The sequence below is a fragment of the Pantoea sp. X-Soil-MYKO-1289 genome (assembly GCF_059730625.1).
Map to the genome: position 1 here is coordinate 2,389,864 of NZ_AP036004.1, position 25,090 is coordinate 2,414,953.

General features: G+C 59.7%; 25 protein-coding genes. 11 read left to right on the forward strand and 14 right to left on the reverse strand.

Annotation, left to right across the window (positions count from 1 at the left end; genetic code table 11):
* Positions 1-3: 3 nt before the first annotated feature.
* Positions 4-1,305, reverse strand: a complete 1,302-nt coding sequence (locus tag AC6I7Z_RS11520; RefSeq protein WP_497814300.1) for a tyrosine-type recombinase/integrase — start codon at positions 1,303-1,305, stop codon at positions 4-6.
* 330 nt (positions 1,306-1,635) lie between these two features.
* Between AC6I7Z_RS11520 and pyk the strand changes: the two genes are divergently transcribed.
* Positions 1,636-3,078: a pyruvate kinase gene (gene pyk, locus AC6I7Z_RS11525; protein ID WP_497814301.1), complete on the forward strand. Its 1,443-nt coding sequence runs from the start codon at positions 1,636-1,638 to the stop codon at positions 3,076-3,078.
* A gap of 79 nt (positions 3,079-3,157) precedes the next feature.
* A complete protein-coding gene (locus AC6I7Z_RS11530; RefSeq protein WP_497814302.1) occupies positions 3,158-4,393 on the forward strand; it encodes an MFS transporter in 1,236 nt (411 codons plus the stop codon).
* A gap of 148 nt (positions 4,394-4,541) precedes the next feature.
* Here the strand turns inward: AC6I7Z_RS11530 and lpxM are convergent, their stop codons facing one another.
* From lpxM to znuA, 3 genes are all read right to left on the reverse strand, one after another.
* Positions 4,542-5,516, reverse strand: a complete 975-nt coding sequence (gene lpxM / locus AC6I7Z_RS11535; RefSeq protein ID WP_497814303.1) for a lauroyl-Kdo(2)-lipid IV(A) myristoyltransferase — start codon at positions 5,514-5,516, stop codon at positions 4,542-4,544.
* 119 nt (positions 5,517-5,635) lie between these two features.
* Positions 5,636-6,967 (reverse strand): murein DD-endopeptidase MepM, encoded by a 1,332-nt coding sequence (gene mepM, locus AC6I7Z_RS11540; RefSeq protein ID WP_497814304.1) that lies wholly within the window; start codon positions 6,965-6,967, stop codon positions 5,636-5,638.
* Between the two features lie 13 nt (positions 6,968-6,980).
* A complete protein-coding gene (znuA, locus tag AC6I7Z_RS11545; protein WP_497814305.1) occupies positions 6,981-7,940 on the reverse strand; it encodes a zinc ABC transporter substrate-binding protein ZnuA in 960 nt (319 codons plus the stop codon).
* A gap of 77 nt (positions 7,941-8,017) precedes the next feature.
* Between znuA and znuC the strand changes: the two genes are divergently transcribed.
* Both znuC and znuB read left to right on the forward strand, forming a co-directional pair.
* Positions 8,018-8,773 (forward strand): zinc ABC transporter ATP-binding protein ZnuC, encoded by a 756-nt coding sequence (gene znuC, locus AC6I7Z_RS11550; RefSeq protein ID WP_497814306.1) that lies wholly within the window; start codon positions 8,018-8,020, stop codon positions 8,771-8,773.
* Positions 8,770-9,555, forward strand: coding sequence for a zinc ABC transporter permease subunit ZnuB (gene znuB / locus AC6I7Z_RS11555; RefSeq protein ID WP_497814307.1), 786 nt, complete (start codon positions 8,770-8,772; stop codon positions 9,553-9,555). The genes znuC and znuB overlap by 4 nt, the downstream gene beginning before the upstream one ends.
* On the opposite strand, the gene ruvB is transcribed toward znuB, so the two are convergent.
* From ruvB to aspS, 6 genes are all read right to left on the reverse strand, one after another.
* Positions 9,556-10,560, reverse strand: a complete 1,005-nt coding sequence (gene ruvB / locus AC6I7Z_RS11560; protein WP_497814308.1) for a Holliday junction branch migration DNA helicase RuvB — start codon at positions 10,558-10,560, stop codon at positions 9,556-9,558.
* Between the two features lie 8 nt (positions 10,561-10,568).
* The gene (gene ruvA, locus AC6I7Z_RS11565; protein WP_033746510.1) at positions 10,569-11,183 is read right to left on the reverse strand and encodes a Holliday junction branch migration protein RuvA; all 615 of its coding nucleotides are present in this window, start codon (positions 11,181-11,183) and stop codon (positions 10,569-10,571) included.
* A 94-nt stretch (positions 11,184-11,277) separates the two neighbouring features.
* A complete protein-coding gene (gene ruvC, locus AC6I7Z_RS11570) occupies positions 11,278-11,805 on the reverse strand; it encodes a crossover junction endodeoxyribonuclease RuvC (protein ID WP_033746508.1) in 528 nt (175 codons plus the stop codon).
* A gap of 37 nt (positions 11,806-11,842) precedes the next feature.
* The gene (locus tag AC6I7Z_RS11575) at positions 11,843-12,586 is read right to left on the reverse strand and encodes a YebC/PmpR family DNA-binding transcriptional regulator (RefSeq protein WP_033746507.1); all 744 of its coding nucleotides are present in this window, start codon (positions 12,584-12,586) and stop codon (positions 11,843-11,845) included.
* A gap of 231 nt (positions 12,587-12,817) precedes the next feature.
* Positions 12,818-13,246 (reverse strand): dihydroneopterin triphosphate diphosphatase, encoded by a 429-nt coding sequence (nudB, locus tag AC6I7Z_RS11580; protein WP_497814309.1) that lies wholly within the window; start codon positions 13,244-13,246, stop codon positions 12,818-12,820.
* Positions 13,246-15,027 (reverse strand): aspartate--tRNA ligase, encoded by a 1,782-nt coding sequence (gene aspS / locus AC6I7Z_RS11585; RefSeq protein WP_497814310.1) that lies wholly within the window; start codon positions 15,025-15,027, stop codon positions 13,246-13,248. The genes nudB and aspS overlap by 1 nt, the downstream gene beginning before the upstream one ends.
* Before the next feature lie 209 nt (positions 15,028-15,236).
* On the opposite strand from aspS, the gene AC6I7Z_RS11590 reads away from it, so the two are divergent.
* The 4 genes from AC6I7Z_RS11590 (at position 15,237) to cmoB (ending at position 18,250) form a co-directional block, all read left to right on the forward strand.
* Positions 15,237-16,058 (forward strand): DUF72 domain-containing protein, encoded by an 822-nt coding sequence (locus AC6I7Z_RS11590; protein ID WP_497814311.1) that lies wholly within the window; start codon positions 15,237-15,239, stop codon positions 16,056-16,058.
* A gap of 22 nt (positions 16,059-16,080) precedes the next feature.
* The gene (locus AC6I7Z_RS11595; RefSeq protein ID WP_048781320.1) at positions 16,081-16,476 is read left to right on the forward strand and encodes an MAPEG family protein; all 396 of its coding nucleotides are present in this window, start codon (positions 16,081-16,083) and stop codon (positions 16,474-16,476) included.
* Between the two features lie 80 nt (positions 16,477-16,556).
* Positions 16,557-17,285: a carboxy-S-adenosyl-L-methionine synthase CmoA gene (gene cmoA / locus AC6I7Z_RS11600; protein ID WP_084882326.1), complete on the forward strand. Its 729-nt coding sequence runs from the start codon at positions 16,557-16,559 to the stop codon at positions 17,283-17,285.
* Complete coding sequence (cmoB, locus tag AC6I7Z_RS11605) at positions 17,282-18,250, forward strand: tRNA 5-methoxyuridine(34)/uridine 5-oxyacetic acid(34) synthase CmoB (protein ID WP_497814312.1); 969 nt, start codon at positions 17,282-17,284, stop codon at positions 18,248-18,250. Before cmoA ends, cmoB begins: the two co-directional genes overlap by 4 nt.
* Before the next feature lie 3 nt (positions 18,251-18,253).
* On the opposite strand, the gene AC6I7Z_RS11610 is transcribed toward cmoB, so the two are convergent.
* The 3 genes from AC6I7Z_RS11610 to cutC all read right to left on the reverse strand — a co-directional run bounded on the left by AC6I7Z_RS11610 (position 18,254) and on the right by cutC (position 20,715).
* A complete protein-coding gene (locus AC6I7Z_RS11610) occupies positions 18,254-18,880 on the reverse strand; it encodes a LysE family translocator (RefSeq protein WP_497814313.1) in 627 nt (208 codons plus the stop codon).
* A gap of 69 nt (positions 18,881-18,949) precedes the next feature.
* The gene (locus tag AC6I7Z_RS11615; RefSeq protein WP_497814314.1) at positions 18,950-19,795 is read right to left on the reverse strand and encodes an aliphatic sulfonate ABC transporter substrate-binding protein; all 846 of its coding nucleotides are present in this window, start codon (positions 19,793-19,795) and stop codon (positions 18,950-18,952) included.
* Positions 19,796-19,962: 167 nt separating this feature from the next.
* Positions 19,963-20,715: a copper homeostasis protein CutC gene (gene cutC / locus AC6I7Z_RS11620; protein WP_497814315.1), complete on the reverse strand. Its 753-nt coding sequence runs from the start codon at positions 20,713-20,715 to the stop codon at positions 19,963-19,965.
* 85 nt (positions 20,716-20,800) lie between these two features.
* On the opposite strand from cutC, the gene AC6I7Z_RS11625 reads away from it, so the two are divergent.
* The gene (locus AC6I7Z_RS11625; RefSeq protein WP_497814316.1) at positions 20,801-21,946 is read left to right on the forward strand and encodes a MalY/PatB family protein; all 1,146 of its coding nucleotides are present in this window, start codon (positions 20,801-20,803) and stop codon (positions 21,944-21,946) included.
* Here the strand turns inward: AC6I7Z_RS11625 and AC6I7Z_RS11630 are convergent.
* Positions 21,943-22,509, reverse strand: coding sequence for a VOC family protein (locus tag AC6I7Z_RS11630; protein WP_497814317.1), 567 nt, complete (start codon positions 22,507-22,509; stop codon positions 21,943-21,945). The two genes, AC6I7Z_RS11625 and AC6I7Z_RS11630, sit on opposite strands and share 4 nt — an antisense overlap.
* A gap of 308 nt (positions 22,510-22,817) precedes the next feature.
* Here AC6I7Z_RS11630 and AC6I7Z_RS11635 point away from each other — a divergent pair, with 308 nt between their 5' ends.
* Both AC6I7Z_RS11635 and argS read left to right on the forward strand, forming a co-directional pair.
* Positions 22,818-22,940, forward strand: a complete 123-nt coding sequence (locus AC6I7Z_RS11635) for a hypothetical protein (RefSeq protein ID WP_255729570.1) — start codon at positions 22,818-22,820, stop codon at positions 22,938-22,940.
* 199 nt (positions 22,941-23,139) lie between these two features.
* A complete protein-coding gene (argS, locus tag AC6I7Z_RS11640; protein WP_497814318.1) occupies positions 23,140-24,870 on the forward strand; it encodes an arginine--tRNA ligase in 1,731 nt (576 codons plus the stop codon).
* Positions 24,871-25,090: the final 220 nt, after the last annotated feature.

Consider the following 25,090-nt stretch of genomic DNA (forward strand, 5'->3'; position numbering starts at 1 on the left):
CATTTATTGTTTATACGCCAGCGACGCATTCAAAGCTTCAACCATTAAGGTCACACTCTTAGCCTTACCATAAAGACCAAAAGTAATGGACTGACTGGTATGACCGAGTACGTCCCCAGCGATGCTCTCAGCAACCCCTGCCTGTTTCATCATGGTAGCCATAGTGTGACGCAAGGAGTGCAATACAAGGTCCTTATCGCGGTCTGGCAGTGCTTTAGGCAATACCTTTTCGTTGAACCATTTAGATGCAATATCCCGGGACATGCCGAATACCAGACTGTTGTCATCAGGCAGCGCACTGACCCACTCAGAGAACTCATTGAGGTTGAAGCCGTAAGCGCCATCAATCAGAGGGACTACTCGAGCACTTCCCTTGTTCTTTAAAGACTTCCCGTTGTTGGAATTAATATCAATACATACATGGCCCGCCTCGTTAACTATATCAATCTTAGTTAACTGAGTAAGCTCGCCGCAGCGTGCCCCTGTGATGACAGCAAGCATACCAAATAGACGCTTATGCGGTTCCCGCTCAGTGGTAATGGTATCAATCACTTTAGCCAACTCGTCATCCCTGAAGGCCCTACGGTTGCTCTCAACGCCCTTAAATTTGAGTCCCTTAGTATAGTCATGGTCTATGTACCCATTTTGAACAGCCCAATTCATGACAGCACATAGTTTCGCAATCATCTTGTTTACCGTGGAGTCTGCCAAACCAGATTCTTTCATTGCATCACGTACTGCAGAAACCTCAGTCCTTGTATGGGTCTTCCAGTCTATACCTTTGGTAAATCGCTTAAGAGTCTTATGCGCAGACGCATTGTCCCGCTGTGTGGCTGGTTTCTGGTTGACTGCTTTTTCGGCCATATAAATAGATGACAGCTCATCGAACTCCAGACGCTTTCTCGTTAATTCTGACGGATGACTACCCTGCTCCCTTTCCAGAATCTTCGTAGAGTCGCCATTATGGACAGCAGTCTGAGCATCAAGGCCTTTGAGAATATCCAGTAGAGGCCCAGCGTCTCCCTCATTCACTCTCTTCTGTGCCGCGTCGATGACCTTAAGGGATGCCGCTAAGTGATGATGTTGCTCAACCGACAATGAATGTTTAGCCGCTATCTCACGCAGGTTCGCTTTAGCGTCATGCAGATGTGATACCTCTACGCCATCCCAATAATCCTCTGAGGCTTCGGTGAGTAAACTCTCAGCCATATCTTTCAGGTGCTCTCTAAGCTCCTCAGCGGTCGCCTCAGGGTTATCCAAGAGAAAAGCCTTGGCTGTGGCTGCGAGTTCGTTGAGGTGGGTCATAGCGAGGCTCCTGCTTGTTGTCCTTAGACCGATGCTGATTATTGGTTTGGTGCGTCCTACTTTACGGAGGCGCATAGTGTACCGCCCTGACCCCTTGCGTCTAATCAAATAAGGTTTCGCCAAGCGAGACAGGGTGATGACTTCCGGCTCTTGTGTCAGTATTGTATCAACTGATAGTGTCATTTCTTATCCCCTCAGTTGCTGATACAGATAGGGAAAGACACGCGAGAATGAATAATAAATACTTCTGTGTGAGTAAATAAGTACATTTTGGCCCTCAAAGTGAATAAGAAACGATTCACTTCAGGTCATCCATCCTAAGGAACCCCTATGTCTCGACGTCTCAGAAGAACCAAGATCGTTACAACCCTCGGCCCGGCAACAGACCGCGATAATAATCTGGAAAAAATCATCGCCGCAGGCGCAAACGTTGTGCGACTCAACTTCTCTCACGGCACCCCGGAAGACCATCAGCTGCGCGCGAACAAAGTGCGCGAAATTGCCGCGAAGCTGGGTCGTCACGTCGCGATTCTGGGCGACCTGCAGGGACCGAAAATTCGCGTGTCGACCTTTAAAGAGGGCAAAGTGTTCCTCAACGTCGGCGACCGCTTCCTGCTCGACGCCAGCCTGAGCAAAGGCGAAGGCGATAAAGAGAAAGTCGGCATCGACTATAAAGGCCTGCCGGAAGATGTGGTGCCGGGCGATATCCTGCTGCTCGACGATGGACGCGTGCAGCTGAAAGTGCTGGAAGTTCAGGGCATGAAGGTGTTTACCGAAGTCACCGTCGGCGGCCCGCTCTCCAATAACAAGGGCATCAACAAGCTCGGCGGCGGCCTGTCGGCGGAAGCGCTGACCGAGAAAGACAAAGCGGACATTATTACCGCCGCGAAAATCGGCGTCGATTATCTGGCGGTCTCCTTTCCGCGCAGCGGCGAAGATATGAACTACGCGCGTCGCCTTGCGCGCGAAGCGGGCTGCGAGGCGCAGCTGGTGGCGAAAGTCGAACGCGCCGAAGCGGTCGCGACGCAGGAGGCGATGGACGATATCATTCTCGCCTCTGACGTGGTGATGGTGGCGCGCGGCGACCTGGGCGTTGAAATCGGCGATCCTGAGCTGGTCGGCATTCAGAAAGCGCTGATCCGACGCGCGCGCCAGCTGAACCGCACCATTATTACCGCCACGCAGATGATGGAGTCGATGATCACCAACCCGATGCCGACGCGCGCCGAAGTGATGGACGTCGCCAACGCCGTGCTCGACGGCACCGACGCCGTGATGCTGTCGGCGGAAACCGCCGCTGGCCAGTATCCGGCGGAGACCGTTTCCGCGATGGCGAAGGTCTGCCTGGGCGCGGAGAAGATCCCAAGCGTCAACGTCTCCAAACACCGTCTGGAAGTCACCTTCGACAATATCGAAGAGGCGATCGCCATGTCAGCGATGTATGCGGCGAACCATCTGCAGGGCGTCACCGCGATTATTACCATGACCGAGTCCGGCCGTACGCCGCTGATGACGTCGCGCATTACCTCCGGCCTGCCGATTTTCGCTATGTCCCGTCATGAGCATACCCTGAACCTGACCGCGCTCTACCGCGGCGTGACGCCGGTCTTTTTCAACAGCGACAACGACGGCGTGGTGGCGGCGCACGATGCAGTCAATCTGCTGCGCGACAAAGGCTTCCTGGTCTCCGGCGATCTGGTTATCGTCACCCAGGGCGACGTGATGGGCGCGACCGGCACCACCAATACCAGCCGGGTGCTGCGCGTCGACTAATCGCGCGCCCGCTGTAGTAACGCTGTAAACAACGCGACTGCCTGGCGGTCGCGTTTTATTTTTCGTTAAAGGAGTCTGGATGCCCCGCTATCAACCCGTCAGCAAACTGACAGCAGGTTTGCTGCTGTTTCCGCTGGCGCTGGTGCTGTTTGAATTCGCCACTTATATCGCGCACGACATGATCCAGCCCGGCATGCTGCTGGTGACGCAGGAGTTCAGCGTCGGCCCGGAGTGGGTCTCGACGTCGCTGACCGCCTATCTGCTGGGCGGCGTGGTGCTGCAATGGCTGCTCGGCCCGCTCTCCGATAAATTCGGCCGTCGTCCGGTGATGCTCGGCGGCATTCTCTTTTTTATTCTGGCCTGCGTGCTGACCACCTGGGTCGGTTCGATCAGAGAGTTCGTTGCGCTGCGCTTTATTCAGGGCATCAGCCTCTGCTTTATCGGCGCGGTCAGCTATGCCGCGATCCAGGAAGCCTTTGACGAGGCGCTGGCGGTGCGTGTGATGGCGCTGATGGCGAACGTCGCGCTGCTGGCGCCGCTGGCGGGTCCGCTGGCGGGCGCCGCCTGGCTGACGGTGGCGAGCTGGCGCAGCATGTTCTGGCTGTTCGCCCTGCTCAGCGCCCTCGCCTTTATTATTTTATGGCGCGTGATGCCTGAAACCGCCGGCGATCGCAGCCACTCCATCGCGCTGCCGCAGCTGGCGCGCACTTACCGCAAGCTGACGCGCGACCGAATGGTGATGCTGGGCTCTTTCGCTATCGGTCTGGTGTTTATTCCCATTCTTACCTGGGTGGCGCTCTCGCCGGTGATCCTGATGCATGAGGAGCAGCTGTCGCGCATGCACTATGCGCTGCTGCAGCTGCCGGTGTTTCTGGCGATGATCGCCGGGAATATTACGCTGGGCAAGCTGGCCGGACGCGTGCCTATCGAGCAGCCGGTGAAGTTCGCCGCCTGGCCGATTCTCGCGGGTCTGGGCATTGCGCTGCTGGCGAACCTGCTGGACAGCCACAGCTATCTCTTTCTCACCGCCGGGCTAAGCCTATACGCATTCGGCGCGGGCATGGTCAACGCCGGGCTCTATCGCCTGACGCTTTACGCCAGCGACGCGGGCAAAGGCAGCGTCGCGGCGATGCTGGGGATGATCAGCATCCTGACGCTGGCGATCGGCATCGAGCTGGCGAAAAGCGGTTATTTTAGCGGCGGCACGCCCTGGTTTAGCCTGATCAATTTCGTCAGCGGCGTGCTCTGGTTTGTGCTGGTGACGCTGTTTCTGCGCGAACGCAAGCGGCGCGCACAGGTGACGGCGTTATCATAGTAAAGGTGCAGATGCGTGCAGCAAGGTCCGATCGCAAAGTCGCTCAAGGCATCCCTGCGCGCTCGGCCCGCGACGTCCCTGTCGCGGGACGCTTTGCTCTTCGGCCCATGCTGCACGCATATCCGGCTAACCAGCCGTTGCGGCACGATTATTTACGCGGATAAAGCTCTTTGCGCTTATAGGGCTCGATATCGCCCTCTTTGCGCGTCTTCAGCAGCTTCAAAATCCAGGTGTACTGCTCAGGATGGGGACGCACAAACACCTCAACCTCTTCGTTCATGCGGCGCGCCAGCGTGCGATCGTCAGCGTCCAGCAGATCGTCCATCGGCGGACGGACGAAAATCTCCAGCCGATGCGTCTCGCTGTTGTAGACCGGAAACAGCGGCACCACGCGCGCGCGGCACACCTTCATCAGGCGGCCAAGCGCTGGCAGCGTCGCCTTGTAGGTCGCGAAGAAATCGACAAATTCGCTGTGTTCGGCGCCGTGATCCTGATCGGGCAGATAGTAGCCCCAGTAGCCCTGGCGCACCGAGCTGATAAACGGCTTGATGCCGTCGTTGCGCGCGTGCATACGGCCGCCGAAGCGACGACGCACGCTGTTCCAGACGTAGTCGAGCAGCGGATCGCTCTGGTTATGAAACATCGCCGCCATCATCTGCCCTTCCGAGGCGAGCAGCATCGCGGGGATATCCACCGCCCAGCCGTGGGGCACGAGGAAAATAACGTTCTGCTTCTCGGCCTGCAGCCGGTCGATAATGTCGCGGCCGTGCCAGTCGACGCGCTGGCGCACGCGCGCCGGATCGCGCATCCCTAGTTCCGCCATCATCGCCATCGCCTGCGGCGCGGTGGCGAACATCACATCGACGATATGGCTGCGCTGCGCTTCGCTCAGCTCCGGCAGGCAGTAGTAAAGATTGATCAGCGCGCGGCGACGCGCGCCCTTAGCCAGTTTCCCCGCCATTCTCCCCAGCCCGCCAAGCAGCGGATCGCGCGCTTTCGCCGGCAGCAGCGCCATGCCCGCCAGCGCGCCGATCGCCAGCCAGCTGCCCCAGTATTTGGGTTTCAGGAAAGAACGTTCAAAAACGGGAATAAATTCAATATTCTTTTTTTTCGGGGTTTCCATGCACTCGCCTCAATCAATGACGCGCTAATGATAGTGGCGACAGGTAAATTTGCAATCCCCGACGCGGCGTGAAAAAAAACCGACGCATAAAGCGTCGGTCTTGTGGCGCGCTGCGCGGATTACTCGAAGCGCAGCAGCGGCAGGTTGGTTTTCACCTGCGCCATATAGTCGCTGCGATCTTTGCCGGTCAGCCCTTCCATGCGCGGCAGCTTCGCCGTCAGCGGGTTGACCGCCTGGTTATTGATCCAGATTTCAAAGTGCAGATGCGGCCCGGTGGAGCGGCCGGTATTGCCCGACAGCGCGATGCGATCGCCACGCTTCACCTTCTCGCCCGGCTTCACCAGCACTTTCTTCAGGTGCATATAGCGCGTCATATACTGGCGACCGTGACGAATCGCCACATAGTTGCCCGCCGCGCCGCCGTTTTTCGCCATCACCACTTCGCCGTCGCCAACCGCCAGCACCGGCGTACCCACCGGCAGCGCAAAGTCGACGCCTTTATGCGGCGCGATGCGGCCCGTTACCGGGTTCAGACGACGCGGGTTGAAGTTAGAGGAGACGCGATACTGCTTCACGGTGGGGAAGCGCATAAAGCCGCGCGCCAGGCCCGAACCGTTGCGGTCGTAGAACTTGCCGTCTTCGGCGCGGAACGCATAGTAGTCTTTGCCGCCGGAGCGCAGGCGCACGCCAAGCAGCTGACTCTGCGCGCTTTTGCCGTCAAGCATTTCGCGCGACATCAGCACGCTGAACTGGTCGCCGGCGCGCAGCTTGCGGAAATCCATCTGCCACTGCAGCGCTTTGATCACCGCGCTCGCTTCGCTGCCGGTCAGGCCGGCGCGCTGGGCGCTGGCGGCGAAACTGCCGCGCACCTCGCCTTTCAGCACGCGGTTTTGCCATTCGCCCTTCTGCATCTCCGACTGCATGGTGAACGCGCCGTTATTGCCGCGCTGATAGGTGCGGGTTTCGCGACGGTTGATCTCCCAGGTAAACGACTGCAGGCTGCCGTCGTCGGTCAGGGTCCAGCTTAGCTGCTGGCCGACCTGCAGGTTACGCAGCGCTTTATCGCTGTTGACCAGCGCGTTGATATCGCCCAGCTCGATGCCGTACTGATTCAGGGCGCTGCTCAGCGTATCGCCGGACGATACGGTGTATTCATGGGTGCCCGCCGCGTCCGGCACATCGCTGTCGATGTCGTCCGCAGGCAGCTCCTCTTCCGGTTCGGAAGTGGTTTGATCGATGGGTTCGCTGGCCTCAGGCAGCAGCGTACGCAGTTGATTTTTATCGAGTTCGATGCTTTTGACTATCGGCATCGCATCATCGGCGGGATGGTAAACGTAGGGCCGCCAGACGGCGACGGCCAGCGTCACAACGGTTAAAGACCCCAGCATAACGCGGTGGGGGCGCGGCAAATTATTAAATGCGAGGGCGACAGAGCGGGCTATCTGCTGCACTTTTACCTATTCCTCATGCTCCATTCAGACAGCTCGCATACTGGCCTGACAGCTGTGAAAGGAACTTCACGTAGCTGTCCTGACTAAGGCTGATATTCGTCCCCAGCGGATCCAGCGTGCCTTTACGCACCCTGGTTCCACGGGCAACCGCATCGATGACGGCTGGCCTGAATTGTGGCTCAGCAAAGACGCAAACGGCCTTTTGCTCAACCAACTGTGTTCGTATTTGATGTAGACGCTGTGCGCCCGGCTGAATTTCAGGGTTTACGGTAAAATGCCCGCTGGGCGAGAGGCCGTAGTGTTTTTCAAAATAGGTGTAAGCGTCATGAAAAACGAAATACCCTTTGTTGCTGACCGGCGCGAGCTGCGCGCTAATGTGCTTGTCGGTAACCGTCAGTTCGCTTTCGAACTGCTGGAGATTAGCGTCAAGTTTGGCTTTGCTTTCGGGCATAAGTTCCAATAATTTTCCATGGATTGCAACCGCCGCTAGCCTGGATATTTGCGGCGACAACCACAGATGCATATTAAATTCGCCGTGATGGTGATGATGTTCCGCTTCATCATCTCCGCTATCGCCCTGGTGAGCAGCCTCTTCGCCATGGTGATCGTCGTCGTCCCCGCCCTTCAGCAACAAGGGTTTAACCGCCTGCATATCGGCAATCTGAAGGTTTTTTGCGGCGGGCAGTTCAGCCGCGGGTTTGGTCATAAAGGCTTCCATCTCGGGGCCGACCCATACCACTAAGTCTGCGTTTTTTATACGTTTTACGTCAGAAGGACGCAGCGCGTAGTCATGTTCCGACGCGCCATCGGGCAGCAGCACATCCACCGGCGTCACGCCGTCGGCAATGGCGGCGGCGATAAAACCGAGAGGCTTCACCGAAGCGACGACATTCGCCTGCGCGGGAAGCGTCAGCGAGGCGGAAAATGCCAGCGCAGAAAGGGTGAAAATTGTACTCTTTTTAATGTGTAACATAATGCATCATTCCATCGTGACCTGGGGATGGGATGTGATATTATAACATTCGAAATTCTGTGCAACCTGTAAATAACATGACCTCACTCGTCACGCTTGAAAACATCTCCGTGCAATTTGCACGACGTCCCGTGCTCTCAGGCATTAGCCTGAAGCTGATGCCTGGACGCATACTTACGCTGCTCGGCCCCAACGGCGCGGGCAAGTCGACGCTAGTGCGCGTCGTGCTGGGGCTGCTGGCGCCAGCCTCCGGTCAGATACAACGCGATCCGGGCTTGCGCATCGGTTACGTGCCGCAAAAACTGCATATCGACCCAACGCTGCCGGTCACCGTCGAGCGTTTTATGCTGCTGACGCGCGGCGCGAAGCGCGCCGATGTGCTGCCGGCGCTGAAGCGCGTGCAGGCAGGTCATCTGCTCAACGCGCCGCTGCAGAAACTTTCGGGTGGCGAAACGCAGCGCGTGCTGCTGGCGCGCGCCCTGCTCAATCAGCCGCAGCTGCTGGTGCTGGACGAGCCGACGCAGGGCGTCGACGTGAACGGTCAGGTTGCGCTCTACGATCTGATCGACCAGCTGCGCCACGAGCTGAACTGCGGCGTGCTGATGGTTTCGCACGATCTGCATCTGGTGATGGCGAAAACCGATGAGGTGCTCTGCCTGAATCACCATATCTGCTGCTCCGGCACGCCGGAAGCGGTGTCGCAGCATCCGGAATTTATCGCCATGTTTGGCCCGCGCGGCGCGCAGCAGCTGGCGATTTACCGCCATAACCATAATCATCGTCACGACCTTCAGGGACGTATCGTTTTACGCAGAGGACAGGGTCCATCATGATTGAGTTGTTACTACCGGGCTGGCTGGGCGGCGTGATGCTGGCGCTGGCGGCCGGGCCGCTGGGTTCGTTCGTGGTCTGGCGCAAAATGTCCTATTTCGGCGATACGCTGGCGCACGCCTCGCTGCTGGGCGTCGCCTTCGGCCTGCTGCTGAACGTCAATCCATACTATGCCGTTATTCTGGTCACCGTCTGCCTGGCGCTGGGGCTGGTGTTTCTCGAACGCCGCCCGCATCTGGCGATCGATACCCTGCTGGGCATTATGGCGCACAGCGCGCTGTCGCTCGGTCTGGTGGTGGTCAGCCTGATGTCGGGCGTGCGCGTCGATCTGATGGCCTATCTGTTCGGCGATCTGCTGGCAGTGACGCCGCAGGATTTATGGGTGATGGGCGCGGGCGTGGCGGTGGTGCTGGCGGTGATGGCGTGGCAGTGGCGCGCGCTGCTGTCGATGACCATCAGCCCGGAGCTGGCGCAGGTAGACGGCGTTAATATTCAGCGTACCCGCTTGATCCTGATGCTGGTGACGGCGCTGACCATCGGCGTGGCGATGAAATTTGTCGGCGCGCTGATTATCACCTCGCTGCTGATCATCCCCGCCGCGACGGCGCGCCGCTTTTCGCGTTCGCCGGAGCAGATGGCGGGCCTGGCGGTAGTGGTGGGCATTATCGCCGTCTCAGGCGGCCTGACCTTCTCCGCATTCTACGATACCCCGGCCGGCCCGTCGGTGGTGCTGTGCGCCGCGCTGCTGTTTATTCTCAGCATGGCGCGCAAACCCGCCGTCTGATTACTCGTCGCGCGCCATGCCGAAGTGACGATAAGCGTGCTGCGTGGCCATACGGCCGCGCGGCGTGCGCTGAATAAAGCCCTGCTGGATCAGAAAGGGCTCAATCACATCCTCAATGGTTTCCCGCTCTTCGCCGATGGCCGCCGCAAGGTTATCCAGCCCTACCGGCCCGCCGGTGAACTTATCGATAATCGCCAGCAGCAGTTTGCGATCCATATAGTCGAAGCCTTCGCTGTCGACGTTAAGCATATCCAGCGCGCTGGCCGCGACGTTGCCGCTCATTTCGCCGTTGGCGCGCACCTCTGCGAAGTCGCGCACGCGGCGCAGCAGGCGGTTGGCGATACGCGGCGTGCCGCGCGCGCGCTGCGCCACTTCCCGCGCGCCCTCTTCGCTCAGCGGCAGTCCCAGACAGGCGGCGCTGCGGCTGACGATGTGCTGCAGATCCGGCACGTTATAGAACTCCAGGCGCTGCACGATGCCGAAGCGGTCGCGCAGCGGCGAAGTCAGCGAGCCGGCGCGCGTGGTGGCGCCGATCAGCGTAAACGGCGGCAGATCCAGCTTGATGGAGCGCGCGGCCGGGCCTTCGCCGATCATAATATCCAGCTGGTAATCTTCCATCGCCGGATAGAGCACCTCTTCCACCACCGGCGAGAGACGATGGATCTCATCGATAAACAGCACGTCGTGCGGTTCGAGGTTAGTCAGCATCGCCGCCAGATCGCCCGCTTTCTCCAGCACCGGGCCGGAGGTGGTGCGCAGATTGACGCCCATCTCATTGGCGACGATATTGGCCAGCGTGGTTTTGCCCAGCCCCGGCGGGCCGAAAATCAGCAGGTGATCCAGCGCATCGCCGCGCAGCTTCGCCGCCTTGATGAAAATTTCCATCTGCTCGCGCACCTGCGGCTGGCCCACGTACTCCGCAAGCAGCTTAGGGCGGATAGCGCGGTCGAGATTCTCTTCTTCGTTATAGCTGGCGGAGGAGACCAGACGGTCGGCTTCGATCATGACTTACCTCAAATGGCGGCGCGCAGAGCTTCTCGGATCAGGGTTTCGCAGTCTGCGTCAGGCTTGCCAACCTTGCTTATCATACGGCTGGCTTCCTGCGGTTTATAACCCAGCGACACCAGCGCCGCAACCGCTTCGGCCTCGGCGTCGTTGCTTTCCGGTTCGGCGTGCGGCGCGGTGAGCGTGAAAGCGGATTCGCCGGAGAAGAGGTCGCCATGCAAGCCTTTGAAGCGATCTTTCATCTCAACCACCAGACGCTCGGCCGTTTTCTTGCCGACGCCCGGCAGCTTGATCAGCGCGGCGATCTCCTCTTTCTCCACCGCCGTCACGAACTGCTGCGCCGACATGCCGGACAGGATCGCCAGCGCCAGCTTAGGCCCGACGCCGTTGGTTTTAATCAGCTCGCGAAACAGCGCGCGCTCTTGTTTATTGTTGAAGCCAAACAGCAGCTGCGCGTCTTCGCGCACCACAAAGTGGGTAAAGATCACCGCTTCGTGGTTCAGTTCAGGCAGCTCATAAAAACAGGTCATCGGCATATGCACTTCATAACCCACGCCGTGCGCTTCAATCAGCACCAGCGGCGGCTGCTTTTCCAGAATATTGCCCCGTAAACGACCTATCACCTGAACGCTTCCTTAATAAACGAATGTGGCGGGATTTATATCATAAAAAAGGCTGGATGAATATCCAGCCTGAAACGGAACGCGGCGCGGCCCGCTAGCCTGAACGCAAACGTCCGCGCGTCAGCAGCAGTTTGCTGTCGCTGATGCGCGTCGCGTTCTGACTGACGTGGCAGTGCGTAATGGCGATCGCCAGCGCGTCGGCGGCGTCCGCCTGCGGGTTGGCGGGCAGCTTAAGCAGCGTGCGCACCATATGCTGCACCTGGCTCTTCTCCGCGCCGCCGGTGCCGGTAACGGTCTGCTTCACCTGACGGGCGGCGTACTCAAAGACCGGCAGGTCAAGGTTGACCGCCGCGACGATCGCCGCGCCGCGCGCCTGCCCCAGCTTCAGCGCCGAATCGGCGTTCTTCGCCATAAAGACCTGCTCGATGGCGAAGTAGTCCGGCGAAAACTGGGTGATGATTTCAGTCACGCCCGCATAGATCAGCTTCAGGCGCGCCGGCAGTTCGGTGGTATTGGTGCGGATACAGCCGCTGCCCAGATAGCTGAGCTGGCGGCCGGTTTGACGGATCACACCGTAGCCGGTTATGCGCGAGCCGGGGTCGATGCCCAGAATTATCGCCATGCCGACTCTCCGGTGTGCAGGCTAGAGAGAAACGCCATTACAGCGTTTCCGCGACCTCATCGGAGATCTCGCCGTTATGGTAGACTTCCTGCACGTCGTCGCAATCTTCCAGCATGTCGATCAGGCGCAGCAGCTTCGGCGCCGTTTCAGCATCCAGCTCCGCTTTGGTCGACGGGATCATCGAGACTTCGGCGGTGTCCGCTTTCAGGCCGGTGGCTTCCAGCGCGTCGCGCACTGCGCCAAGCTCTTCCCATGCGGTAAAGACGTCGATCGCGCCGTCGTCGTAGCTCACCACATCTTCCGCGCCCGCTTCCAGCGCCGCTTCCATCACGCTGTCCTCATCCTGGCCCGGCGCGAAGGAGATCACGCCCTTCTTGCTGAACAGGTAAGAAACAGAGCCGTCGGTGCCGAGGTTGCCGCCGGTTTTGGTGAAGGCGTGGCGCACTTCGCCTACGGTGCGGTTGCGGTTGTCGCTCAGGCACTCCACCATTACGGCAGAGCCGCCAGGGCCGTAGCCTTCATAGATGATGGTTTCCATATTGGAATCATCTTCGCCGCCCACGCCGCGCGCGATAGCGCGGTTCATGGTGTCGCGCGTCATGTTGTTGGACAGCGCTTTGTCCATTGCGGCGCGCAGACGCGGGTTGGACGCCGCGTCGCCGCCGCCCAGCTTAGCGGCGGTGACCAGTTCACGAATAATTTTGGTGAAGATTTTACCGCGTTTGGCGTCCTGCGCCGCCTTGCGGTGCTTGGTATTCGCCCACTTACTATGACCAGCCATCTTGGTTATTCTCCGATCTTTGACATCGCACGGGCTATCTTGCTGGCGATCTCGCCTTCCGGCAGTGCTCGCAATCCTCACGTACAGGAGTACGCTCCGGTTGCTGCGCGCTGGCGGCAGCCGACCTCGCTGCGCCGATAACGCCCGACGCTTTAGGTTTTGAGGCGCAGTTCTGTGGGAACTGCACCAATTTTCTTTAGTCGTGACTGCCGGCAAAACTCCGGCGAGCAGCTAAATAAATTCTTCAATCGCCTGGCGATTGCTCCAGGACTTAGTCAGGGCTGCTGCGGCGGCGGGATCGAGCCAGCGCGCGGCGAGATGCTCGCTGAGCGTCGGCTGCCGCTCGGCGGGCAGCGCCAGCCGGAACCAGTGTTCGCGGTTGTGCGTCACGCCGGGCGCATAGCGATGGCGATAGTGCGCAAAGATTTCAAATTCGATCTCTTTGCCGCAATCCTCCAGCGCCAGCTGCTCGCCCACGACGTCGATGGCCAGCTCTTCCAGCACTTCGCGCCGCGCCGCCTGAAGCGGAGTTTCGCCCGCTTCCAGACTGCCGGTAACCGACTGCCAGAAATCGCTGTCGTCGCGTCGCTGCAGCATTAACACCCGGCCGGTATCCTGCGCGAAAATCACTACCAGCACCGATACCGGATGTTTATACATTACTTATTCTCTGACTTTTCTTTCTTCGGCGCGATCTGAATACCGAGATCCGCCAGCGCCGCCGGGTTGGCTTCGCTCGGCGCTTCGGTCATCAGACAGGCCGCCGCGGTGGTTTTCGGGAAGGCGATAACGTCGCGGATATTCTCGGTGCCGGTCAGCAGCATGGTGAGACGATCCAGACCGAAGGCCAGGCCCGCGTGCGGCGGCGTGCCATATTTCAGCGCGTCGAGCAGGAAGCCGAATTTCTCGCGCTGTTCGTGCTCGTCAATGCCCAGAATAGTGAAGACCGCCTGCTGCATGTTACCGCTGTGGATACGCACGGAACCGCCGCCCACTTCATAGCCGTTGATCACCATATCGTAGGCGTTCGCCACCGCGCTCAGCGGATCGGCCGCCAGCGCTTCCGCCGACATCTCTTTCGGCGCGGTAAACGGATGGTGCATCGCGGCCAGACCGCCTTCGTCGTCCTCTTCGAACATTGGGAAGTCGATCACCCACAGCGGCGCCCAGGCGCTTTCGTTAGTGATCTGCAGGTCGCGGCCCACTTTCAGGCGCAGCGCGCCCAGCGCGTCCGCCACCACTTTGGCGCGATCGGCGCCAAAGAAGATCAGGTCGCCGTCGGCAGCGTTGGTGCGGCTGAGAATCGCTTCGACAATCTCTTCGTTAAGGAACTTGGCTACCGGGCTCTGTACGCCGCTGAAACCCTCGGCGCGCGCGTTGACTTTCATCCACGCCAGACCTTTCGCGCCATAAATCTCGACGAACTTGCCGTATTCGTCAATCTGCTTACGGCTCAATTGTGCGCCGCCCGGCACGCGCAGCGCGGCGACGCGGCCTTTGGCGTCGTTGGCCGGGCCAGCGAACACCTGGAACTCGACGTTTTGCAGCAGATCGGCGACGTCCACCAGCTCCATCGGGTTACGCAGATCGGGCTTGTCGGAACCGTAGCGGCGCATCGCTTCGGCAAAGGTCATCTGCGGGAACTCGCCGAGATCGACGCCTTTCACTTCCTGCCACAGCTGGCGGATCATACGCTCGTTAATCTCGCGCACCTGCGGCGCGGTCAAGAACGAGGTTTCGATATCGATCTGGGTAAATTCCGGCTGGCGGTCGGCGCGCAGATCTTCATCGCGGAAGCACTTCACGATCTGGTAGTAGCGATCGAAGCCGGACATCATCAGCAGCTGTTTGAACAGCTGCGGCGACTGCGGCAGCGCATAGAACTTGCCTTTGTGTACGCGGCTCGGCACCAGATAGTCGCGCGCGCCTTCCGGCGTCGCCTTGGTCAGCATCGGCGTTTCGATATCGAGGAAGCCTTCGCCGTCCATAAAGCGGCGCACGAAGCTGGAGATTTTCGCACGGGTCTTCAGGCGCTGCGCCATTTCCGGACGGCGAAGGTCGAGATAGCGGTACTTCAGGCGCGCTTCTTCGCTGTTGACCTGATTGGAGTCGAGCGGCAGCGGCTCGGCGCGGTTGATAATGGTCAGCGCCTGCGCGAAGACTTCGACTTCGCCCGTAGCCATCTCGGCGTTTTTGTTTTTCTCGTCGCGCGCGCGAACGGTGCCGGTGATCTGGATGCAGAATTCGTTGCGCAGCTCAGACGCCAGCTGGAAAGCCTCCTGACGATCGGGATCGAAGAAGACCTGCACGATGCCTTCGCGGTCGCGCATATCGATAAAAATCAGGCTCCCCAGATCGCGACGGCGGTTGACCCAGCCGCAAAGAGTGACTTGCTGACCTACATGAGACAGATTGAGCTGTCCGCAATATTCTGTACGCATAACGTATCCTTTTAACTTCGCCGCTGCTGCCTGCAGCATCAGGCCGCGTAACCTTTTGAGATGCTGCCGCAAAAAAGGCGGCCATTATAATGGAAAAAGGCAGGCAGGATAAGTAGAGCCGCGCCAAACCGCGCATTTCGTCGCCGGTTTTTCCTCCCCCGGACAACCAGGCTAGTCTATAGGGCAACACCAGCAGGAAAGGAGAGGCCGTGACGCTTCGTATTGGGCTGCCGCAGTGGCAGCATTCGCACTGGAAACGCTGGGGCATTGAAAGTCTGGCTGATTATGCCCGTCTGTTCCACTGCGTAGAGGGCAACACCACGCTTTATGCGCTACCCGCGCCCGACACCGTTCAGCGCTGGCGCGATATGACGCATGACGACTTTCGCTTTTGCTTCAAGTTTCCACAGACCATCAGCCATCAGGCGCAGCTGCGGCACACCGACGATCTGCTGAGCGATTTTCTGCGGCTGCTCGATCCGCTGGCCGACCGTATCGGAGAGTACTGGCTACAGCTGCCCGCGACTTTCGCGCCCGCGCAGCTCGCCGATCTCTGGCGCTTTCTTGACGGGCTGCCGCGCCGCTTCAGCTATGGCGTCGAAGTGCGCCACGCCGACTTTTTCGCCAAGGGCGAGGCGGAGCGCGCCCTGAACCAGGGCCTGCAGGCGCGCGGCGTCAACCGGGTGATTTTAGACAGCCGTCCGACGCACGCCTCAACCTCGCAAAGTCCCGCCGCCCTGCACGCGCGCCAGCAAAAGCCGCGCGTGCCGCCTCACGCCGTGCGCACCGGCGAGCGGCCGATGGTGCGCTTTATCGGCAGCGATGACGTGGACGAGAGCGATCGATTTTTTCAGGTCTGGCGCGAAAAACTGGCACAATGGCAGACGGAAAGCGACCCGCTGTTTTTTATTCATACGCCCGATATGGGCGAGGTGTTTCCGCTGGTGCAGCGTTTATGGCCGCAGCTACAGGCGATTGACGCCGGTATCGGCAGCGGACCCGCCTGGCCGCAGCAGGCGTCGCTGTTCTGATGTCGGATAAAAGAGGATAAGCATGGTAAGCGCGTTATATGTGGTACTGGGCGTGTTAATGGTGATGAAGTTCGCGCTGGACGTGGTGCGCTACCGCCGCCACTATCGCGTCGCCTTTGGCGACGGCGGGTTTCACGATCTGCGCGTGGCGATGCGCATTCACGGCAACGCGGTGGAAACCATTCCGCTGGCGCTGCTGCTGCTGGTGATGATGGAGATGAACGGCGCCGATATGTGGATGATGCATCTGACCGCGCTGCTCTTTTTCGCCGGCCGGGTGCTGCATGCGCAGGGGCTGCGCCGCAGCGCGCTCGCCGGACGCAAATATGGCATGATGCTGACGCTGTTCGCCCTGTGCGGCATGGCGGTATTTAACCTTATCTATCTGCCCTGGGAGCTGGTGCTGACGCTGCATTGACCGGCCGCGGGGGTAAAGGGTGCAGCCCGCCGCACTTTCTGCCAGAATAGCGCCCTTTCCGTTGTCTTTCCGGATTTACTATGTCTGACCGCGATACGCTATTTTCCGCGCCCATCGACAAGCTGGGCGACTGGACCTTTGACGAGCGCGTGGCTGAAGTCTTCCCCGATATGATTCAGCGCTCCGTGCCCGGCTACTCAAATATCATCTCCATGATCGGCATGCTGGCCGAGCGCTTCGTCACGCCCGACAGCCAGGTTTACGATCTGGGCTGCTCGCTTGGCGCCGCCACGCTCTCGGTGCGCCGCAATATCAAGGCGCCCGGCTGCGCCATTATCGCCGTGGATAATTCGCCGGCGATGGTCGAGCGCTGCCGCCGCCATATCGACGCCTTCCGCGCCGAGACGCCGGTGAACGTCATTGAGGCCGATATCCGCGATATCGCCATCGAAAACGCCTCGATGGTGGTGCTGAACTTCACGCTGCAGTTTCTCGATCCCCCTGCGCGGCTGCAGCTGCTGGAGAAGATCTGGCGAGGGCTGAAGCCCGGTGGCGCGCTGGTGCTGTCGGAGAAGTTCAGCTTCGAGGACGCCGAGGTCGGCGAACTGCTGTTCAATATGCACCACGATTTCAAACGCGCTAACGGCTACAGCGAGCTGGAGATCAGCCAGAAACGCAGCATGCTGGAGAATGTGATGCTGACCGACAGCGTTGAGACGCACAAGGCGCGCCTGAAACAGGCGGGCTTCTCTCACGCGGAACTCTGGTTCCAGTGCTTTAACTTTGGTTCGCTGGTGGCGTTGAAATGATTGAGTTTGGCCGTTTTTATCAGCAAATCGCCACCGGTCCGCTCGCCAGCTGGCTGGAGGTGCTGCCGGCGCAGATCGCCGCCTGGCAGAAAGAGAATCTGCATGGCCTGTTTCGCAACTGGGAGAAGTCGGTTGAGCATCTGCCGCTGCTGCAGCCGCAGCAGCTCGACCTGCTGCACAGCGTCAGCGCAGAGCGCGACGATCTCAGCGATCGTCAGCGTCAGGGCATCGAGAAACTGCTGCGCAACCTGATGCCCTGGCGTAAAGGCCCCTACTCGCTCTACGGCACCGATATCGATACCGAATGGCGTTCCGACTGGAAGTGGCAGCGCGTCGCGCCGCATATCTCCTCGCTGGCGGGCCGCACCGTGCTGGACGTCGGCTGCGGCAGCGGCTATCACATGTGGCGCATGGTCGGCGCCGGCGCGCAGCTGGTGGTCGGCATCGATCCGATGCAGCTCTTTCTCTGCCAGTTCGAAGCGGTGCGCAAGCTGCTGGGCGATGACCGACGCGCCCATCTGCTGCCGCTCGGCATCGAACAGCTGCCGACGCTACAGGCGTTCGACACCGTTTTCTCTATGGGCGTGCTCTACCATCGTCGTTCGCCGCTCGATCATCTGCTGCAGCTGAAAAACCAGCTGGTGAGCGGCGGCGAGCTGGTGCTGGAAACGCTGGTGATCGAGGGTGATGAGCGCGATGTGCTGGTGCCGGGCGAACGCTACGCGCAGATGCGCAACGTCTACTTTATTCCGTCGGCCCCGGCGCTGAAAAGCTGGCTGGAGAAGTGCGGCTTCGTCGACGTGAAAATTGTCGATTATGCGGTAACCTCTACCGATGAGCAGCGCCGCACCAGCTGGATGACCAGCGAATCGCTGGCCGAGTTTCTCGACCCGCAAGACGCCAGCAAAACGGTGGAAGGCTACCCGGCGCCGCTGCGCGCGGTGCTGGTCGCCACCAAACCCTGACGCTTAGCGGCGCGAGAGCGCCAGCTTCGCCGCGAAGCCGATAAACACCATGCCCGTCAGGCGGTCCATTACCTTGAGCACCGCCGGACGGCGCAGGTGCGCGGCGAAGTAGTGGCTGCCGCCAATCAGGACGGCGTTCCACAGCAGCCCAATCGCAATATGCATCAGCGCCAGCAGGCTGCACCAGAGCGGCACCGACGCTCCTGCCGGAATAAACTGCGGCAGAAAGGTGACGTAAAACACGCCCATTTTGGGATTGAGCAGATTGCCGAACAGGCCGCGGTTGAAGCAGCTCAGATAGCTTTGCGGCGCGAGTTCCGCCGCCGCTTCATGCAGCGGCTGCGTGCGCGGGCTAAGCAGCAGCCTGACGCCCAGATAGAGCAAATAGGCCGCGCCGACCCACTTCAGCAGGTTGTAGGCCATTTCCGACGCCAGCAGCAGCGCGCCCAGACCAAATCCCACCGCGACGCCCCACACCAGACAGACGAGGTTGATGCCCAGCGCCGTCGCGCTGCCGCGTCGCCAGCCCTGCGCGGCGGCGGTGCGCAGCACCAGCGCGGTGTCAAAACCGGGCGTCAGCGTCAAAATAGTAATAGCGAATAAAAATGAGAACAGCAGCGTGACGGTCATAATTTTCTCCCTGAAAATGGCGCCGCTCACTTTAACAAATTTTTAACGAGGGCGCGCTGTTTCTGCGCGCTACTCCGCGTCAGCAGGCCGATCCCAGTACTGATATTTATAGGCGGCGCTGAGATGGCGCTCAATGGTGCCTTTATCGAACACTTCGGTTTCATGCAGATAGCTTAAGGTGCAGTTGCCCACCTCGTCCCATAGCTGGCACTCGTCAACCGAACGCAGCGAACTGACCGGCGTGGTCGCGGTGCCGTGCAGCTGCCATTCGCGGAAATCTTTATCGTAGGTATAGCGATCTTTGCTGCGCGCCGTGACCGCGCTGATCACCTGCCCTTGCGGGTTCCAGCGCCAGCTGCTTTCGCCGTTGGTCAGGGCGTCGGTGCCGCGCGAGACGCTTTTGGTCAGCCGCAGCTGCGCGTCGTAACGATAGGTGGTGTCGGTAAAGCCGCTTTTGCCCATGCTGGTGAATTTATCGGAAGCGGTGACGATATTGCCGTGCTGGCCGGTGAGCCAGCTAATGGTGCCCTGACGGTTATCGATCACCTGCTCTTTGCCCTCTTTCAGCACCTTTACCAGGTAAGCGTACTCCGCTACCCAGCCGCCCTGCACGCGCGCAATATGCTGCTCCATGCTCAGCACGACGTTGTGCTCTTTTTTATCGAAGGTGACGTCAGCCACCTCGAGGATGCCGCAGGGATCGAACTGTCCAAGCACGCGTTTTTGCGAATCAACATCTTTGCCGAACTCGCCGGCGATCACCTGCCGCACCGCGCCTTTCGCGCTGCCGCCCAGCATAATCCAGCTGTTGCTGCTGGCGACGGCTTTACTGTGCGGCGCGCAGGCGGCGGCCCACAGCGCGGGAGAAGCGAACAGCGAACCCAGCGCGAGCGCCGCAGTCAGAGAGCGTTTCATGGTGTAACTCCCAGAGATCTCAATAACCTGAGTGTAACCGTATTGGCGGCATCCGGCGCGGCCTGGTAAAATTCTGTGGATAAAAAGAACCCCAGCAAGATAACTGGGGTTTGGTACTTGCAAACATCACGTCATAAGGCGTGCTGCGCGGCAAAATCTGTGGTGATTCAGGCTACCCTGGCGGTATTAAGCTGCATCACGCTTTTCATGGCTTCCACCACATCGCTATCCACGCAGTAACGGCTGAACTCATCCATTTCGGCTTCGGAACACATGGAGACACCGGCTTTACGATAACGCATCGGTGAGGTCACGAGGCGGCTGGCGGAGCTGTGAACCTCGCTAAGTCCGCTGTCCAGGAACTTTTGCAGGTTGCTCAGGCGTACGCCAGCACCAGCCATAATGATTGGACCTTCGCTCTGCTCATTAAGTTCCCTTAATAATGCAATTCCGTTTTCCGCGCTCTGCTGCTGGCCGGATGTCAGGATGCGCGCCACGCCCAGCGCGGTTAACTCATCCAGCGCGCGATTGGGACTGTGGCAAAGATCGAAGGCGCGATGAAAGGTCACCTGCATGCCGTCGCACAGCGCCATAATCTGCCGCATACGCGAGCGGTCGACATGCGCCTCCTCATCGAGCATGCCGATCACCAGACCGGGAAAACCCATTTCGCGAATTTTCGCCACGTCGGACTTCATAATCTCGAATTCGCGCGCGGTGTAGCAGAAGTCGCCGCCGCGCGGTCGGACGATAGGATGAACCGGAATCGATATTTCACGGCGCGCGGCTTCCAGCGAGCCGGACGACGGGGTCAGGCCGCCTTCGCGCGGTGCGGCGCACAGCTCAACGCGGTCAGCGCCGGCCTGCTGCGCCGTCATGGCGCAATCCACGCCGTAGCAGCAAATTTCCAGTGTGGTCATCTCTTCCTCCTTTACATGACGTCTGGCTCGACACAGGGCGATAAGTTAGTCTGACTACCCAATGAGTTTACGTGGAAACCAGCGCATGGCATTCAATTTTGACCAACGGATAGACCGTCGTCACACCGATAGCCTCAAATGGAACAAATATAGTGACCGGGACGTCCTTCCTTTGTGGGTCGCGGACACCGATTTTCGCTCGCCTGATTGCATTATCGACGCGATAAAAACCCGCGCCGGGCATGGCGTTTTTGGTTACGGCGACCGCCCGACAGGATTGATCGACGCCGCCATCGCGCGCTTCGAACAGCGCTACCAGTGGAAAGTAGAGCCGGAGTGGATCGTGGTGCTGCCCGGCGTAGTGAGCGGACTCAACCTGACGGTGCGCGCGCTCACCGCGCCCGACGAGCGCTCAATCACGCCTTCGCCCATCTATCCCCCTTTTCGCGGCGCGGCAAAGCTGGCGGCGCGCGAGCAGATCACCCTGCCGCTGAGGCTCCAGTCGGGACGCTGGGTCGTCGACCTCGGCGAGGCCGCTGACCAGCTTAGCGGCAAAGAGAGGCTGTTAATGCTCTGCAACCCGCAAAACCCCGGCGGCACCGTCTATCGCCGCGACGAGCTGGAAGCGCAGCTGGCCTTTGCCCGCCAGCACGATTTGATCGTCTGTTCCGACGAGATCCACTGCGATCTGCTGCTCGAGCCTGGCGTGCGGCATATTCCCTTTGCCAGCCTGAGCGAAGATGCCGCCCAGCGCAGCGTCACCCTGATTTCACCGTCCAAGACCTTCAACATCGCCGGACTCGGCGCGTCGCTGGCGATTATCCCCAACGCGGAACTGCGGGCGCGCTTTAAGCAGGCGCGCTACGGTATCGTGCCCGAGGTCGATATTCTGGCGCTGGTCGCCGCCGAAGCGGCCTGGCGCGGCGGCGACGCCTGGCTGGAGGCGCTGCTCGCCTATCTGCGCGTCAGCCGCGATCGTCTGCACGCCGCCGTTAACGCGCTGCCGGGCCTGTCGATGGCCAGTCCGGAAGCGACCTATCTGGGCTGGATAGAGTGCAGCGGTCTGGATGTCGCCAGTCCGGCGCTCTATTTTGAAAACCGGGGATTAGGCTTTTCGCCCGGGCGCGATTTCGGCGACGATCGCTTTGTGCGCTTTAATTTCGGCTGCACCCACGCCACGCTGGAAGAGGCGCTCGACCGGCTGCGCGCCGCCGTCGCCGCGCGCGCTTAGCCCGCCTCGCTGGCGACGATCTCCTCCAGTCGCCACGGATGGAATTTTATCGTGGTCTGCCCGTCGGTTACCGCCAGCGTCGGATTGGGCAGCCGCTCGTTTGCGCCCTGCGGCGAGCTGGTTTTAAACGAAATGCCCGGCTGCGTCAGCGCGTCGTCGCTAAGCAGCGCCATGGCGCGCACGCCCAGCGTCTGATGATCGCCGCGCAGCACAATCTCTACATGCTCAAAGCCCTCATGGCGATAGCGCTTTTCCCCAGGCCAGGGAAGTTCGATAACGTCCAGCTGCCAGCCGTTGAGCCGCAGAGGCTGATGCAGCTTAAACAGGCAGATGGGCCGCCCGTTGATGATCGCTTCGGAGAACAGCGTGCCGATTTCCGTCAGCCCCCGCTTCCAGCGCTCCGCCGTGCTGTTCTGATGGCAGCGCAGCGCGATATGGTCGGCCTCAAGCGCCGCTAAGTTTAATCCGAGGCGATCGGCGAATTGTTGCAACGACGCGCTGAAGCGCGTCAGATCGCTCTCTAAGTCCTGTAATTCACAGGGAAATATCGGGTCAGAAGTCATGAAACATCTCAGTTAATTTACGATTTTTGATAAATAGAAAGTCCCGCCAGCACTGCCTCAGGCGCGATTAAATGTTAAGAATCATCCGATTTGGCCGTAATTTTGCCGCAAAACCACGTATTTTACCCTTTTAATTCGGATTTATCCCCTCTTCAGGTCCAGTAGTTGCTGGATGAAAGTTGATTAACCCTATGAAAAATATGACATTCATTTATACAATAAGATAACTCTTATTTGCCCGGCAAACAATTGCAGCCAAACCGCCTTTCTTATAAATTTGTCCTAACACAACTACAAGGAATGGCTCTATGTTCATGCTCATTGTTGTCGCAGTCCTGATCGCACTGATGGGATTTGCAATTTCCCGCCACTGGAAGGTGCGTGAAGACAAAAGCGTCAAAAATCCTCGTCGCCATCTTCGCCGTCGCTAATCTCTCTGTTTCGGGAAACCGGCCTGACGCCGTTTCCCCGCTCGCTCTCTTGCGCGGCGGCTGCTGACGCAACGCGACATTTCACGTATACTTCCCCTCTTCTTTTTTCCATTCTGCACGGCCTGCGGGCGCGTCGGCAGAGTGAGGACAACGGCTCTCTGCGCGGCAGATGAGCCTTTTAGCACATGAAGGTAATGCGGTGAATATTCAGGCTCTTCTTTCCGAAAAAGTCAGTCAGGCGATGATTTTAGCCGGTGCGCCGGCCGACTGTGAACCCCAGGTTCGCCAGTCCGCCAAGGTTCAGTTTGGGGACTATCAGGCGAACGGCATTATGGCCGTCGCGAAAAAGCTGGGTCAGGCGCCGCGACAGCTGGCTGAAAGCGTGATGACGCATCTTGACCTGAAAGGCATCGCCAGCAAGGTGGAGATCGCCGGGCCAGGCTTCATCAATATTTTTCTCGACCGCGACTGGCTGGCTGCGCAGGCGAAGCAGGCGCTGACGCAGCCGCGCCTGGGCGTCGCCGCCGTTGAGCCGCAAACCATCGTCGTCGACTACTCGGCGCCGAACGTGGCGAAAGAGATGCATGTCGGCCACGTCCGCTCCACCATTATCGGCGATGCCGCCGTGCGCACCCTGTCGTTTCTGGGCCATAACGTAATCCGCGCCAACCATGTGGGCGACTGGGGCACGCAGTTCGGCATGCTGATCGCCTATCTGGAAAAGCAACAGAACGAGCATCATGAAGCGATCGCGCTCGCCGACCTCGAAGCCTTCTACCGCGAAGCGAAACGCACCTACGACGAAGACGAAGCCTTCGCCGAGCGCGCGCGCGCCTATGTGGTCAAGCTGCAGGGCGGCGACGAATATTGCCGCACCATGTGGAAGAAGCTGGTCGATATCACCATGGGCCAGAACCAGCTGATTTATGACCGCCTGAACGTGACCCTGACGCGCAAAGATGTGATGGGCGAAAGCCTCTATAACGATATGCTGCCGGGCATCGTCGAGGATCTGCGCGCCAAAGGGCTGGCGGTGACCAGCGAAGGCGCGACCGTGGTGTTCCTCGACGAGTTCAAAAATAAAGAAGGCGAACCGATGGGGGTCATCATTCAGAAGAAAGATGGCGGCTACCTCTACACCACCACCGATATCGCCTGCGCCAAATATCGCTATGAGACGCTGAAGGCCGATCGCGTGCTCTACTACATCGATTCGCGCCAGCATCAGCATTTGCAGCAGGCGTGGACCATCGTGCGCAAAGCGGGCTACGTGCCGGAATCCGTTCCGCTGGAGCATCACGCCTTCGGCATGATGCTGGGCAAAGACGGCCGTCCGTTTAAAACTCGCAGCGGCGGCACCATCAAGCTCGCCGATCTGCTGGAAGAGGCGCACGATCGCGCGCTGGCGCTGGTGCGCGAGAAAAACCCGGAGATGAGCGAAGCGGAGCTGCAGCAGCTGGCGGAAGTGGTTGGCATCGGCGCGGTGAAGTATGCCGATCTGTCGAAGAGCCGCACCACCGACTACATTTTCGACTGGGACAATATGCTGGCGTTCGAGGGCAATACCGCGCCCTATATGCAGTACGCCTACACCCGCGTGCTCTCCGTGTTCCGTAAAGCGGGCGTCGACGTCGACAGCATCGACGCGCCGCTGGTGATTACCGAGGATCGCGAAGCGCAGCTGGCGACGCGCCTGCTGCAGTTCGAAGAGACCATTACCCAGGTGGCGCGCGACGGCACGCCGCACGTGATGTGCGCCTATCTTTACGATCTGGCGGGTCTGTTCTCCGGCTTCTACGAGCACTGCCCGATCCTCAGCGCGGAGGACGACGCCACGCGCAACAGTCGCCTGCAGCTGGCGGCGCTGACGGCGAAGACGCTGAAGCAGGGTCTGGATACGCTGGGCATCAAGACCGTCGAGCGTATGTAACAAACAAAAAACCCCGCCAGGGCGGGGTTTTTTGCTAAGGCTTGTGCGGGTACGGATAGTCTGGCCCGATCGCAAAGTCGCTCAAGGCATCCCTGCGCGCTCGGCCCGCGGGGATACGCACCTCATCCCTGAGGTGCGCCCGTAACGGGCCAGCGCTCTGCGCCGTTCAAAAACGCTCCCGACGTTTTTGTCCCTGCCGCGGGACGCTTTGCTCTTCGGA